We start from the raw sequence: 14,139 nt of genomic DNA on the forward strand, positions 1-14,139 counted from the left end.
GGGTCTCCATACCGTGGCCCGTCGACGCCGACAGGGAAACCGATCCGCCCCAGCCTTGAGGAAATCTTGCGGCTGCCCTACAGCTCGGTGACGATCACATCGACCTGACGTGGTCGGCCGGGCGGGCCGGGCTGCTCCAGCACCGGATACTTCAGCTCGCGCAGCGCGGCCAGCAGCCCATCGACGGTGCGCGGCCGGGCGCCGGAACTCAACAGGTCGCGCACCAGCCGGCCCTTGGTCGCCTTGTTGAAGTGGCTCACCACCGACCGGACGGGCACGCCGTCGACCTCCCGCTCGTGCAGCACCCGGACGGTCACCGTGCGCTCGCCCACCTCGCCCCGGGGCGTCCAGGTGGCCGCGTACGCGCCGGAGCGCAGGTCGAGCACCGGCCCGTCGGTGGCCGCCGAGGCCATCGCGGGCGCGAGCGCCCGCCGCCAGTACGCCGACAGCGCGCCGAGCCCCGGCAGCCGCGCCCCGATCGGGCACCGGTAGGGCGGAATCCGGTCGTCGAGACGTACGGCGCCCCAGAGACCCGAGCTGATCAGCACCGAGCGGCGCGCCGCCCGCTGCGCGGTCGCCGGCAGCGAGGCCAGGTCGAGCGCCTCGTAGAGCACCCCGGTGTAGACGCGGGCGGCGGGCGCGGTGGCCGCCGCCCGCAGCCGGGCGTTGCGCCGCAGTTCGCCGCGCTGGCCCTCGCTGAGCCCCAGCGCCGCCCGGGCCGCCTCCTCGTCGCCGTCGGCGCTGAGCGCGACCAGTGCCGCCAGCACCTCCTCGCGGGCGCCGGTCAGCTCCGGTAGGGAGAGCCGGGCCAGGTCCAGCCGCCGGCCGGTGCCGGCGTCGGCCTTCCCCTCGGAGGGGGGCAGCAGGATGAGCATCGGTTGGACTCCTCGGCTCGGCGCGGCGTCCGCGCGCCGGTCCGGCCAGCGTACGGGCCGGCCCTACCGCCACGGCCGCACCGGCGTCTGCGGGTGGTAGACGCGATATCCGCCCACGTCGGCGACCAACGCGGCGTCGGCCCGGTCGCCCAGCAGCCCGCGTAGCCGCCGCTCCGCCGCCGAGCCGGCCTCCAGCACGTACCCGGGCCGGTCGGCGCGACCCACCTGCCGCCAGTACGCGGGGTAGCGGTTCTGCCCGGGGGTGAGCTCGCCGTCGAGCACCCCGCACACCACCTCCTCGGCGGTGTTGAAGATCAGCCGGTTGCAGGTCCAGTAGTCCCCGTACACCTCGTGGGGGCCGCCCGCGCGCAGCCGGTCGGCCAGCTCGCGGGCCTGCCGCTCCTCGACCCGGGACACCTCGGTGCCCGCGACGGCGAACAGCACGGTGACCACCAGCGTGGTCGCGGTCAGCGCGGCGAGCACCGCTGTGGCGAGCGCCCCGGCCAGCCGGCCCAGCGCCCCGACGGTGCCCCGCCAGCAGGCGACCGCCGCCAGCCAGAGCGGCCAGAGCACCGCCGGCAGGGAGAGCTGGAGCACCGACAGGTAACGGGCGTTGTCGAGCGGGCTGGTGGCGGCGAGCGGGCTGCGCACGTACGACAGCAGGGTCAGCATCGCGCCGACGACCAGCGCGAGGTGCACCACCGGGCCGACCCGCTCGCGGCGTGGGGCGCCCGCGGCCCGGCGGTATGCGAGGACGGCGAGCGCGGCGGCGACCACCAGGAGCACGGGGTAGAGCAGCCCGAACCACCCCTGCCAGCGGGCGCAGCCGTCCACCGGGCAGAGGCCGGCGGCGAGCGGCACCCCCTCCAGCAGGCCGCCGTCGAGCCGCCGCGACCACGGCGGCGTCGGCCCCGCCTTGGTGCTGATCTCGCGGAACACCGACAGCGAGTCCTCGCCGGGCGGGGCGACGAGGTTGTCCCGGATCATCGGCGCGATCCCGACGGCGAACCCCGCCAGCAGCAGCACCCCGGCCAGGCCGAGCAGCTCCCGGCGGGCCACCCACGCCAGCGCCAGCCCGGCCACCGCGAGGTACGGCAGGATCAGCCAGTCCGACCAGGCGGCCACCCCGGCGAGCAGGCCGAAGAGCCCGACGGCGAGCCGGCGGTGCCGCACCGTGCCCCGGGCGAGTCCCACCGCGATCAGCAGCATCAGCAGCACCGCGACCTTGACCTCGGGACGGCCGCCGACCACGGTGAGCTGGTCGCGCACCACCCGTTCCCCGCCGAGGGCCAGCAGGCCGACGACGAACGCGGCGAACCACGGCGAGCAGATCCGCCGGGTCAGCCGGTGGATCAGCCACAGGAAGAGGGCGTAGAGCACCAGCAGCGGCAGGCGCAGCTGCGGCCAGCCCGGCCCGGCCGCCGCGATCAGCGGCGCGGCCAGGTAGGACTCCAGCACCCCCATGTAGCGCTGCCCGTAGAGGAAGACCGGCAGCTCGCGGCCCTGCGCGATGTGCAGCGCGGCCAGCCCGAACGTCGCCTCGTCACTGTTGGAGACGGGCACCGTGTGCAGGGTCAGGACCAGCCGGTAGCCGACCCCGGCGAGCCCGAGCAGCAGCGCGACGAGCGCCGGCCGGTCGAGCTGCGGGCGCCCCCGCCCACGCTTGCGCACTGGTTGTGACACGACCAACGCCCCCGTCGTCGTCCCGACCGGAGTGTGTCACGCCGCCGGCGCCGGGCGGGGCGGATCGGCGCAGCGCGGACGATCCGCCGGACCACGGCGGGCATGGCGGCCGGTTCCGGCGGCCGGGGAAGATCGCCTCGCGTGGCCGAGGAGCCCGGGTTGTGGCAGGGTTGCTGACGTGCCACCCACTCCCGCCGGCCAGTTGGCCGTACCGAACCTGCACCGGGCCGCGCGGATCGAGGACGCGGTGCACTCGCTGGTCGAGCGCCGGTTGCGGCGCACCGGCTGGCGGACGAACGTCATCGCGTACACCGGCTACGGCGCGCCCGGCTGGGTGCGGGTGATGTGCCGGGTGCTGCTGGGCCGGCCGGACACCCGCCAGCGCGGCCGGCTGGAGAAGGTGCGCGGGTGGCGCAGCTTCACCACGCTGCCGGCCAAGCACGTCACCGTCACCATCGAGGCCGGCGGGAAGCGGCACGAGGCGCGGGCCGACCGCAGCGGGTTCGTCGACGCCATGGTCGAGGCGGACCTGCCGCCCGGCTGGGGTTCGGTGCGGATCAGCCTGCCGGACGCCGAGCCGGTGGAGGCCCCGGTACGCATCCTCGACCCCGAGGTGCGCTTCGGCATCCTCTCCGACATCGACGACACCGTCATGGTCACCGCACTGCCCCGACCGCTGCTCGCCGCCTGGAACACGTTCGTCCTCGACGAGCACGCCCGCAACGCCGTGCCCGGCATGGCGGTGCTCTACGAGCGGCTGGTCACCGCGCACCCCGGCGCCCCGGTCTTCTACCTCTCCACCGGCGCCTGGAACGTGGCGCCGACGCTGACCCGGTTCCTGTCCCGGCACCTCTACCCGGCCGGGCCGCTGCTGCTGACCGACTGGGGGCCGACCGCCGACCGCTGGTTCCGCAGCGGGCGGGAGCACAAGCGGGTCACCCTGGCCCGGCTGGCCCGGGAGTTCCCGGACGTCAAGTGGCTGCTGGTCGGCGACGACGGGCAGCACGACCCGGAGATCTACCGCGAGTTCGCCGCCGCCCACCCGCAGAACGTGGCCGGCGTGGGCATCCGCCGGCTGTCGCCCACGCAGGCGGTGCTGGCCGGTAGCCTGCCCACCCCGGGCGGTGAGTCGTCGGCGGGGCCGGTGGGGCAGAAGTGGCTCTCCGCGCCCGACGGCGCGGGGCTGTGGAAACTGCTGCGCGGCGCCGGCCTGGTCTGATCCCCTGACGCCCGGTACTTCCGGCGAGCGGTAGGTCACGTGCGGGGATGGCTGGTGATGCCGTCCAGGATGGTGATCAGGTTGTGGTGGAAGGTCTCCTCGGCGTCGAGATGGGCGCCGTCGATGACGAGCCGGGCGACGGTGGGGTAGCGGCCCGTCTCGAGCATGCGTGTCAGGTAGGGCCCGAGAGCGGCCTGCCAGGCGGACACGTCGGTGCCGGTCGAACGGGCGGTGCGTCGCTCGGTGACCTCGCTGCGGAGCGCCCCGACGATGAACGCGTTGAGCGCGCCCACAGCCCGCTGGAGATCGTCGATACCGCGTACGCCGGGGGCCTGGCTGAGCGCCGCCGCGGTCGATTCGCCCACGGCGAGTGCGTGCGGTCCCAGGTGTGGCCTTGCGCCGAGCAGGTCGGCGAACCACTCGTGTTCAAGAGCGGCATCGCGGGTCCGGTGGACGATGGCCAGTATCGTGGCGCGCCACTCGGAGTGCTGATCGGCCTCGGCGATCTGGGCGTACACGGCGTCGACCATCAGATCGAGCAGTTCGGACCTGTTGGTCACGTAGTCGTAGAGCCGCATCGGACCGACCCCGAGCTCTTTGGCGATCTTGCGTACCGACAGCCCGTCGAGGCCGTGTGCGTCGGCGAGTCGGATCGCCGTGGCGGCGATCTTCGCGCGGCTCAGCGGAACCGGCGCCGCCCGCGGCTGAGGCTCGGGCCGTTCCCACACGGGCAGCGACGCGCTACCGTACGGCGTATCCACGAGATACACCGTACGGTAACGGAGATGCTGATGCGAATTGCGATAGCCGGCGGTGGCCTCGGCGGCCTGACGCTGGCCCGGATCCTGCGCCGGCGCGGCATCGGCGCGGTGGTGTACGAACGCGAGGCAGGCCGATCCGCGCGATCGCAGGGCGGATCGCTCGATCTGCACCCGGAGTCGGGGCAACGGGCCCTGGCCGACGCGGGTCTCGCCGGCCGATTCCGTTCCGAGGCGCGGCCGGAGGGCGAGGAACATCGCATCCTCGACCCGGCCGGACGCACCCTCGTGCACCACACGCCACGACCCGGCTCATTCACCGGGCGCCCCGAGATCGACCGCGCCGCGCTGCGTGATCTTCTGCTCGATTCGCTCCCCGGTGACGCGGTGGCCTGGCAGCACCGGCTCGTCGCGGTGACGCCACGACCCGACGGCGGATTCGGGCTGACGTTCGACGGCGGCCACGGCGCCGACTGTGACGTCCTCATCGGCGCGGACGGCGCACGCTCGGTCGTCCGATCGCTGCTGACCGACGCGGGACTGTCCTGCGTGGCCACCCTGGTCGAGCTGAGCATCAGCGATGCCGACCGGCGCCACCCGGATCTCGCCGATCTGGTCGGCCCCGGAAACCTCTGGTGCGTCGGCGTGAACCAGATCCTGGCGGCACAACGCCTTGGCGACGGCAGCATCCGGGTCGGCGTCTCCCTGCGCGCGGACGATCGTCACCTGGACACCTACCGCAGCAAGCGCGCTCTGCTGGACATGTTCGCTGGCTGGGACCCCAGCCTCACCGCACTCATCGAAGCCGGCGACAGCCCGCCGACCCCACGCAGGATCGAGGCGATGCCCACCGGCACGCGCTGGGCCCACCAGCCTGGCATCACCCTCATCGGTGACGCCGCGCACCTCATGCCGCCGGTCGGCGAGGGCGCCAACCAGGCCATGCTCGACGCCGCCCAACTCGCCGCCGAACTCGCCGACAACCCCGCCGACCCCGACTCGGCGATCCAGGCGTACGAGGAGGCGATGTTCGCCAGGATCCATCCGATCGCCGAAATGTCGGCACGGGTCCAGGCCATGATGCTGTCCCGCACCGCAGCCGACGACATCGTCCGCTTCTTCACACCACGGCCCACCGAGCCGGCACCCGCGGATTGACAACGCGCAGCGCGGCCGGCCCCGCCCAGCCTCGTGGGCCGCCCCTCGCTGTCCGGTGCCGAAGCGACTCCGCTCGGTGAAACTTGTGAAGGATACTTGCGCAACGGGCCGGCAACATTGAACATCTTTTCGTGCGCAGAGACTATGGTCGATACCTGTCCGGGTTGGCGTTGGCGGCGGCGCTGGCGCTCGGCGCGGCCCTCCCCGCGGCCGCTCCCGCCTCCGGGCCCGCCGGGCCGGAGACCGCGCCGGACACCGTGCCGGTCGCCGCCCAGGCGGCCTGCATGACCGACCCGGCCACCCCGAAGCGGCAGCTGCGCGGCATGTGGATCGCCAGCGTGGCCAACATCGACTGGCCCAGCCGCACCGGGCTCACCCCGGCCGCCCAGCAGGCGGAGTACCGGGGCTGGCTCGACCTGGCCAGGCAGCGGCGGATGAACGCCGTCGTCGTGCAGATCCGGCCCGCCGCCGACGCGTTCTGGCCGTCGACCTACGAGCCGTGGTCGCAGTGGCTCACCGGCACCCAGGGCGGCAATCCCGGCTACGACCCGCTGGCCTTCATGGTGGCCGAGGCGCACGCCCGCAACCTGGAGTTCCATGCCTGGTTCAACCCGTACCGGGTGGCGAACCACACCGACCTCAGCAAGCTGGCGGCCGGCCACCCGGCCCGCAAGAACCCGGGCTGGACGGTCGCCTACGGCGGACACCTCTACTACAACCCCGGCATCCCCGCCGTCCGCGCCTTCGTGCAGGACGCGATGATGGACGCCGTACGCCGCTACGACATCGACGCGGTGCACTGGGACGACTACTTCTACCCGTACCCGGTCAGCGGGGTGGTCTTCCCCGACCAGGCGACCTACGCCCAGTACGGCGCCGGCTTCAGCACCATCGGCGACTGGCGGCGCAACAACGTCAACCTGCTGGTCCGGGAGATGCGCGACAAGATCCGGGCGGCCAAGCCGTGGGTCAAGCTCGGCGTCAGCCCGTTCGGCATCTGGCGCAACGCCGGCACCGACCCGCTCGGCTCGCGCACCACCGGCCTCCAGTCGTACGACGCGATCTACGCCGACACCCGCCGCTGGGTCAAGCAGGGCTGGGTCGACTACATCGCCCCGCAGGTCTACTGGCACATCGGCCACCCGGCGGCCGACTACGCCGAGCTGGTCCGCTGGTGGTCCGAGACGGTGACCGGTACCGACGTGCAGCTGCTCGTCGGGCAGGCCACCTACCGCGCCGGGGCGTCAGGACAGGACGCCGCCTGGCAGGACCCGGCCGAGCTGACCGACCACCTGACGCTCAACCGCAGCCACCCGCGCGTCGTCGGCGACATCCACTTCAGCGCCAAGGACGTCCGCGCCGACCGCATCGGCGCCGTCTCCCGGGTGGCGACCGACCACTACCGCCGGCCCGCACTGGCGCCGGCCGGGATGGGCGGCGCCGCGCCCGCCGCACCGAACCTCACCTCGGCGGTACGCGGCACGGGCGGCGTGACCCTCACCTGGCAGCGCGGCGCCACGGGAAGCAGCGCCGCGTACGCGGTGTACCGGCTGCCCGGCGACGGCGCGGTCGACGCCTGCGACCTGGCCGACGCCCGGCACCTGCTCGGCACGGTCCGCGCCTCGGGCAGCACCGGGACGTTCACCGACGCCACGGCCGCGGCCGGCTCCACGTACCGCTATCTGGTGACGGCGCTGGACCGGCTGCACCACGAGAGCCCGGCCAGCAACGCGCGGCTCGTCACCGGCACCGGCGGCACGTTCAGCGTGATCGTGGACAACGCCACCGCCGGCGGCTTCACCGCAGCCGCCACCTGGGGCACGTCGTCGTACCTCCCGGCGCGCTACGGCGCCAACTACCGCTTCGCCAGCCCGGAGGCGGTCAGCGACCCGGCCTGGTTCACCGCGACGCTGCCGGCCGCCGGCTCGTACCGGGTCGAGGTCTGGTATCCGGCTGACCCCGGCTACAACAGCGCCACGCCGTACCTGGTGACGACGGCGAGCGGAACCGTGACGGTCAGGGTCGACCAGCGCACCGGCGGCGGCCAGTGGCGGGTGCTGGGCACCTACGACCTCGCCGCGGGGACGCGCCAGGTCGTCGGGGTCAGCCGCTGGACCAGCACCCAGGGGTACGTCGTCGCCGACGCGGTGCGGATCACGCGCCTCTGATCCGAGCTGGACTGGGCCTGGGATGCGTCATCGCGTACCCCAGGCCCAGTTGCTGTCACACCTTGAGGACTTCCACGTCGTACAACGCGATCGACGCGTCGCGGGTTGCCAGCGCCAGGCCTTCGGCAACCGCTTGCGCCACCAGCATCCGGTCGAAGGGATCACGGTGATGGGACGGGAGGCGCCCTGCGGCTATGGCGTGGGCGTGGGTCACGGGCAGTTCGCGGAAGCCCATGTCCCGTACCCGTTCGGCGAGGTCGGCCGGTCCCACGAGTTTCCCGGTGGTCTGCTTGATGGTGATCTCCCACAGGCTGACCGGGGACAGGAAGATGTCCGGGTCGTGGCGCAGCCGATCGAGGAAGTCCTGCGAAAGGGTGGCGTCGCCGGTGATGGCCCACAGCGCGACGTGGGTGTCGAGGAGCAGGGTCATTCGCCGAGGCCGAAGTCCGCGGCGATCTCCGCGTTGGTGCGTGGGGAGTCCCAGTCGCCCGACAGGTCGACCTGCCCGGCGAGGGAGCCGACAGCGGTGCGATTGACCCGACGCACCAGCGGAACGACCCGCGCCACCGGGGTGCCTGCCCGATCGATGATGATCTCCTCGCCGCGTTCCACCCGCTCGATGATGCGCGACAGGTGGGTCTTCGCGTCGTGCATGTTGTAGTGCGCCGCTTCCGCCGACATCGCTCCACCTCCCCGGTTAGCTAGCAGCTTAGTCCGCCCTGCTCGGACGTGCCACGGATTCACGCCGGGCCCTCAGACCGGACCGGTGCGCTCCCGGTCCCGCCCGACCGGCAGGCCACGGATGATCAGTCTTGGCGCAGCCAGAGCACGCCCAGTGGCGGGACCCGTAGCGCCGCCGTCGGGTGGAACTTGCGCGGGTGCGCCAGCTTTGTCAGCGACGCGAAGCCGGGAAGGGCGAGACCCATGGTGAGTATGCGATGCCACCGCTGAGCGCAGAGGAAAGGGTGCTCTTCACCCAACGTGCCTACTTCCCCGTTCCGGGCACCCGGCTGTCGGCCTTCGGGGTGCTTCTCGTCCTCACCGACGCCCGGCTACTGTTCGCCCCTCTGCGACTCATGGGAATTCCCGCGCTCGGAGAATCCGTAGTTCGTCGGAAGTCGCTAGCACTCCGGGACGTCACCGGTGGGCGAGTCGGTGATCGAGGTCAGGACGAGGCCCGGGGGCAGCTTTTCTGTTCGGATTCTGTCCCCGAACGGGCCCGGCTTCGTCTGGTCGGTACGCCGCGTCGAGCCCTACCGGGACGAGCCCGTGAGGCGGATCAGGCATGCCTGCGGCCACGTCGGAACTCGACATGTTGATCCCGGCGCGACGGTACGGGACTCTTGCGGGGCCGCACCGTCGCACATGGAGCCCGGTGACCTTCCGATGGTAAGAGGGCGTTGGTGGTGTTGACTGCGTTCGAGGGTGAGGAGATCCGCATGTCCCAGGACCAGTTGGACGCGGTCAGGAGGCGTAAGTCCTACCGCTTGTTCGTGCTGTCATGGCGCCTGGCGTTCCTGGCTGCCGGTCTTGGGGCTCTGACCCAGATCTTGTGGTCCAGTCACCTGATCAGCCAGACGGCAATGGTGGTGGTGATTGTTCCGCTCATCCTGGTCTTCTGCGTTTCTGTGTTCACGACGATCGTGACCGGCGCGATCCAGGCCGCCTACTTCTCGGTCCACCCTCTCGGGAGGGGGCCGATCCAGCGTCAGGTTCGTTTCGGTCGCATGTTTCTGATGGATCTGGTGACCGTTCCGTGGAGTCTCAACCCGGGCTGCTCAGGCCTGCCTGAGCCAGAGCACGCCCAGCGGCGGGACCCGTAGCGCCGCCGAGGCGGGCATCCCGTGCCACGGCACGTCCTCGGCGTGCACCGCGCCCAGGTTGCCGACCCCCGAGCCGCCGTAGTGGTGGGCGTCGGTGTTGAGCACCTCCGCCCACGTGCCGCCGGCGGGCAGCCCCACCCGGTAGTCCTCCAGCGGCCGGGCGGAGAAGTTCGCCACGCAGACCAGGGTCGCGCCGTCGGGGGCGATCCGGACGAACGAGACAGCGTTGTTGGCGACGTCGTCGCCGGCGATCCAGCGGAAGCCGGCGGGCTCGGTGTCCTGCGCCCACAGCGCCGGGGTGTCCCGGTAGACGCGGTTCAGGTCACCGACCAGCCGCTGCACCCCGGCGCGGGCCGGGTCGTGCAGCAGGTACCAGTCGAGGCCGCGCTCCTCGCTCCACTCCCGGTCGTCGGCCAGCTCGCAGCCCATGAAGAGCAGTTGCTTGCCCGGGTGCGCCCACATGTACGCCAGCAGGGCGCGCACGTTGGCCAACCGCTGCCAGGTGTCGCCGGGCATCTTGCCGGCGAGGGAGCCCTTGCCGTGCACCACCTCGTCGTGGCTGATCGGCAGCACGTAGTTCTCGCTCCAGGCGTACGCCAGGGAGAACGTGAGCTGATGGTGGTGGTGCTGTCGGTAGACGGGGTCCTTCGAGGTGTAGAGCAGGGTGTCGTGCATCCAGCCCATGTTCCACTTGAACCCGAAGCCGAGCCCGCCGTCTGCCGTGGCGCGGGTGACCCCCGGCCAGGCGGTCGACTCCTCGGCGATCATCACCACCCCGGCGTGGTGCTTGTAGACCGTCGCGTTCACCTCCTGCATGAACGCGATGGCCTCCAGGTTCTCCCGGCCGCCGTACCGGTTGGGCAGCCACTGCCCCTCCTGCCGGGAGTAGTCCAGGTAGAGCATCGAGGCCACCGCGTCCACGCGCAGCCCGTCGACGTGGAACTGGTCGCACCAGTAGAGCGCGTTGGCGACCAGGAAGTTGCGCACCTCCGGGCGGCCGAAGTCGAAGACGTACGTGCCCCAGTCGGGGTGCTCGCCCCGGCGCGGGTCGGGGTGCTCGTAGAGGGCGGTGCCGTCGAAGCGCGCCAGCGCCCACTCGTCCTTGGGGAAGTGCGCCGGCACCCAGTCCAGGATCACGCCGATCCCGGCGGCGTGCAGGGCGTCCACGAGGTGCCGGAACTCGTCGGGGTCGCCGAACCGGGACGTGGGCGCGTAGTAGCCGGTGACCTGGTAGCCCCAGGAGCCGCCGAACGGGTGCTCCATGACGGGTAGCAGCTCCACGTGGGTGAAGCCCAGCTCCGTGACGTACGCGGTCAGCTGCTCGGCCAGCTCCCGGTAGCCCAGGCCGGGGCGCCACGAGCCGAGGTGCACCTCGTAGACGCTCATCGGCTCCTGGTGCGGCTGCCGTCGGGCCCGCCGCGTCAGCCAGTCGGCGTCGCCCCACTCGTACGTCGAGCGGTGCACCACCGACGCGGTGGCCGGCGGCACCTCCGCGTACGCCGCCAGGGGGTCGGCCTTGTCCCGCCACTGCCCGTCGGCGCCCAGGATCCGGAACTTGTAGCGGGCGCCCGCCCCGACGCCGGGGACGAACAGCTCCCACACCCCGCTGCCGCCGAGCGAGCGCATCGGCCAGCCGTCGTCCGGCGCCCAGCCCGCGAAGTCGCCGACCACCCGCACGCCGCGCGCGTTGGGCGCCCAGACGGTGAACGCCACGCCCTCGTCGAAGACCCGGGCGCCGAGCGCCTCCCAGAGCCGCTCGTGGCGGCCCTCGGCGATCAGGTGCAGGTCCAGCTCGCCGAGGGTGGGCGGGTAGCGGTACGGGTCGTCGTGGCTGCGGCCGTCGACCTCGACGCGGTAGTCGAGCACCTCGCCCTCGACCTCCGCCTCGAACACGCCGACGTCGTGCACCCGCCGCATCCGGTGCCGCTCGCCGTCGACGACGAGGGCGACGTCGGCGGCGCCCCGGCGCAGCGTCCGGACGACGGTCCGCCCGTCGGCCGGGTGCGCGCCGAGGACGGCGTGCGGGTCGTGCGTGGCGCCGGCGATCAGCTGGTCCATCGGTCGTCGTCCTTCTGGGCGGAAGCGGTGGGGGCGGTGCCGCCCGAGAGGTCGTCGGGAACGTCGGCGACGGTCAGGTCCGGCGCCCCGGTCGCCGACGCCGGGCCGGCGGCGGGTTCGGGGGTCGGCCGGCGCACGGTCAGCACGTGCGCCGGTTGCAGGTACGGGTCGAGGCGCACGGCGTTGCGCTGCCCCCAGTCGTAGCTGGCGCCGGTCAGCTCGTCGCGCACCGTGAACCGGTCGTGCCAGTCCAGCCCGAGCGCCGGCATGTCCAGCGTGGTGTTGCCCCACTGCACGCCCTGCGGGTCGAACGAGCAGACCACGACGACCGTGTTGCCGGTCTCCGGGTCGTGCTTGGACCAGCAGAGCAGCGCCGGGTTGTCGATCTCGTGGAAGACCAGGTTGCGCAGCTGGTGCAGGGCCGGGTTCTCCCGGCGTACCCGGTTGAGCACGGCGATGAACGGCGCCAGCGAGCGGCCCTGCGCCTGCGCGCCGGCCCAGTCGCGGGGGCGCAGCTCGTACTTCTCGTTGTCCAGGTACTCCTCCGCGCCGGGGCGGGCGGTGTGCTCGAACAGCTCGTAGCCGGCGTACATGCCCCAGGAGGGGGAGAGCAGCGCGGCCAGCACCGCCCGGATCTTGAACATCGGCGGGCCGCCGTGCTGCAACGACTCGTGCAGGATGTCCGGCGTGTTGGGCCAGAAGTTGGGCCGCATGTAGTCGGCCGCCTCGACCAGCTCCTCGCAGTACGCCCGCATCTGCGCCGCCGACGTGCGCCAGGTGAAGTACGTGTACGACTGGGTGAAGCCGACCTTGCCCAGCCCGTGCATGATCGCCGGCCGGGTGAACGCCTCGGCGAGGAAGAGCACGTCCGGGTCGACCTTCTTGACCTCGGCGATCAGCCAGTGCCAGAAGTCGAACGGCTTGGTGTGCGGGTTGTCGACCCGGAAGATCCGGATGCCCTCGCCGACCCAGTGCAGCACCACCCGCAGGACCTCCGCCCGGATGCCCTCCGGGTCGTTGTCGAAGTTCAGCGGGTAGATGTCCTGGTACTTCTTCGGCGGGTTCTCCGCGTACGCGATGCTGCCGTCGGCCCGGGTGGTGAACCACTCCGGGTGCTCCGTCACCCACGGGTGGTCCGGCGCGCACTGCAACGCCAGGTCCAGCGCCACCTCGAGGCCCTGCTCGGCGGCGGCGGCCACGAAGTCGCGGAAGTCCTCCGGCGTACCCAGGTCGGGGTGGATGGCGTCGTGGCCACCCTCGGCGGCGCCGATGGCCCACGGCGAGCCGACGTCGTCCGGCCCGGCGGTGAGCGCGTTGTTGCGGCCCTTGCGGTTGACCCGGCCGATCGGATGGATGGGCGGCAGGTAGAGCACGTCGAAGCCCATCGCCGCGACGCCCGGCAGGCGCTCGACGGCGGTGGCGAACGTGCCGGAGCGCGCCGGGGCGTCGACGGTCGCCGGGACGGCCCCCTCGGAGCGGGGGAAGAACTCGTACCAGGCGGAGAAGAGCGCGCGCCGGCGGTCCACCCAGAGCCGGTGCTCCTCGCCCGCGGTGACCAGCTCGCGGACGGGGTGCTCCCAGAGCAGCTCGGCCAGCTCCAGCGCCGGGGCGACCCGCCGGGGTAGCTCCTTCCCGGCGTCACCCAGCGCCGCCACCGCCGCGCGAACCCGTTCCGCGTCGCCGGCCGGCACCAGCTCGACGGCGGCGGTCAGCACCCGTACGCCCTCGGCGAGGTCGTTGGCCAGGTCCTCCGGCCCCTGACCGGCGGCGATCTTCTTGGTGACCGCGTTCTGCCAGGTCAGGTACGGGTCCTGGAACGCCTCGACGGTGAACACCCACTCGCCGACCGCGTCGGGGCGGATCACCGCGTGCCAGCGGTCCTGCCCGGGCTCGCCGGGGCGCATCCGGGTGAACGGCCGTGCCCGGCCGCCGGGACCCCGCCAGACCACGTTGCAGCCCAGCGCGTCGTGGCCCTCCCGGTAGGCGCGGGCCGACACCGGCACCGGCTCGTCGACCACGGCCTTGGCCGGGTAGCGACCGCAGGAGACGACGGGGGAGACGTCTTCGATCGGGAACCGTCCAGTCACCGGTTCAACCTACTGCGCGAGATCCTTTCGCGCGCGGCCAAGCACCCCATCGCCCTCCCTCCCGAACGTGTCCAGAGAGGTCCGCTAAGGGCCCGGCGGACACCTGATGCCCGCAACCGCTCGAGTCCGCCGTCGTCGCGCAAGGTGCGGCGGCTGGCGGGCGTGGGTGGTGGCGGCGTAGATCTTGGTACGAAATGGCCCCTTGAGGCGGGCTCAACCGGTGGTTGCAACACCAAGTAGCTGGGTCATCTTCTCACCTGGGGTGGCCCAGCCCAGGGTCATCCGTGGGCGGTCGTTGAGTTCGTCGGCG

At 72.5% G+C, this 14,139-nt stretch carries 11 protein-coding genes; 4 read left to right on the plus strand and 7 right to left on the minus strand.

Translation table 11 applies throughout. The annotated features are described in order from the left end of the window. Positions 1–77: 77 nt before the first annotated feature. Positions 78–875 carry a peroxide stress protein YaaA gene (gene yaaA, locus V6U77_RS23875; protein WP_334608868.1) on the minus strand — a complete coding sequence of 266 codons (798 nt, stop codon included), beginning with the start codon at positions 873–875 and terminating at the stop codon, positions 78–80. A gap of 63 nt (positions 876–938) precedes the next feature. Continuing rightward, positions 939–2,558, minus strand: a complete 1,620-nt coding sequence (locus V6U77_RS23880; protein ID WP_334608869.1) for an ArnT family glycosyltransferase — start codon at positions 2,556–2,558, stop codon at positions 939–941. A gap of 178 nt (positions 2,559–2,736) precedes the next feature. Here V6U77_RS23880 and V6U77_RS23885 point away from each other — a divergent pair, with 178 nt between their 5' ends. Continuing rightward, positions 2,737–3,777, plus strand: a complete 1,041-nt coding sequence (locus V6U77_RS23885; RefSeq protein ID WP_334608870.1) for an App1 family protein — start codon at positions 2,737–2,739, stop codon at positions 3,775–3,777. 35 nt (positions 3,778–3,812) lie between these two features. Here the strand turns inward: V6U77_RS23885 and V6U77_RS23890 are convergent, their stop codons facing one another. After that, complete coding sequence (locus V6U77_RS23890; RefSeq protein WP_334608871.1) at positions 3,813–4,547, minus strand: TetR/AcrR family transcriptional regulator; 735 nt, start codon at positions 4,545–4,547, stop codon at positions 3,813–3,815. A gap of 21 nt (positions 4,548–4,568) precedes the next feature. On the opposite strand from V6U77_RS23890, the gene V6U77_RS23895 reads away from it, so the two are divergent. After that, positions 4,569–5,693 carry an FAD-dependent oxidoreductase gene (locus V6U77_RS23895; protein ID WP_334608880.1) on the plus strand — a complete coding sequence of 375 codons (1,125 nt, stop codon included), beginning with the start codon at positions 4,569–4,571 and terminating at the stop codon, positions 5,691–5,693. Positions 5,694–5,824: 131 nt separating this feature from the next. Then, on the plus strand, positions 5,825–7,861 hold the full coding sequence (locus V6U77_RS23900) for a family 10 glycosylhydrolase (RefSeq protein ID WP_334608872.1): 2,037 nt from the start codon (positions 5,825–5,827) through the stop codon (positions 7,859–7,861). A 55-nt stretch (positions 7,862–7,916) separates the two neighbouring features. Here V6U77_RS23900 and V6U77_RS23905 read toward each other — a convergent pair whose 3' ends face one another. Both V6U77_RS23905 and V6U77_RS23910 read right to left on the minus strand, forming a co-directional pair. After that, positions 7,917–8,291 (minus strand): type II toxin-antitoxin system VapC family toxin, encoded by a 375-nt coding sequence (locus tag V6U77_RS23905; RefSeq protein WP_334608873.1) that lies wholly within the window; start codon positions 8,289–8,291, stop codon positions 7,917–7,919. After that, positions 8,288–8,542 carry a type II toxin-antitoxin system Phd/YefM family antitoxin gene (locus V6U77_RS23910; RefSeq protein ID WP_334608874.1) on the minus strand — a complete coding sequence of 85 codons (255 nt, stop codon included), beginning with the start codon at positions 8,540–8,542 and terminating at the stop codon, positions 8,288–8,290. The genes V6U77_RS23905 and V6U77_RS23910 overlap by 4 nt, the downstream gene beginning before the upstream one ends. A gap of 758 nt (positions 8,543–9,300) precedes the next feature. On the opposite strand from V6U77_RS23910, the gene V6U77_RS23915 reads away from it, so the two are divergent. Then, complete coding sequence (locus tag V6U77_RS23915; protein WP_334608875.1) at positions 9,301–9,684, plus strand: hypothetical protein; 384 nt, start codon at positions 9,301–9,303, stop codon at positions 9,682–9,684. Here V6U77_RS23915 and glgB read toward each other — a convergent pair. Together glgB and V6U77_RS23925 are read right to left on the minus strand one after the other, a co-directional pair. Further along, positions 9,640–11,742: a 1,4-alpha-glucan branching protein GlgB gene (gene glgB, locus V6U77_RS23920; protein ID WP_334608876.1), complete on the minus strand. Its 2,103-nt coding sequence runs from the start codon at positions 11,740–11,742 to the stop codon at positions 9,640–9,642. The two genes, V6U77_RS23915 and glgB, sit on opposite strands and share 45 nt — an antisense overlap. Continuing rightward, positions 11,730–13,829: an alpha-1,4-glucan--maltose-1-phosphate maltosyltransferase gene (locus V6U77_RS23925; RefSeq protein ID WP_334608877.1), complete on the minus strand. Its 2,100-nt coding sequence runs from the start codon at positions 13,827–13,829 to the stop codon at positions 11,730–11,732. Before V6U77_RS23925 ends, glgB begins: the two co-directional genes overlap by 13 nt. Between the last annotated feature and the right edge of the window lie 310 nt (positions 13,830–14,139).

Source organism: Micromonospora sp. CPCC 205546 (assembly GCF_036902715.1).
Lineage (GTDB): Bacteria > Actinomycetota > Actinomycetes > Mycobacteriales > Micromonosporaceae > Micromonospora.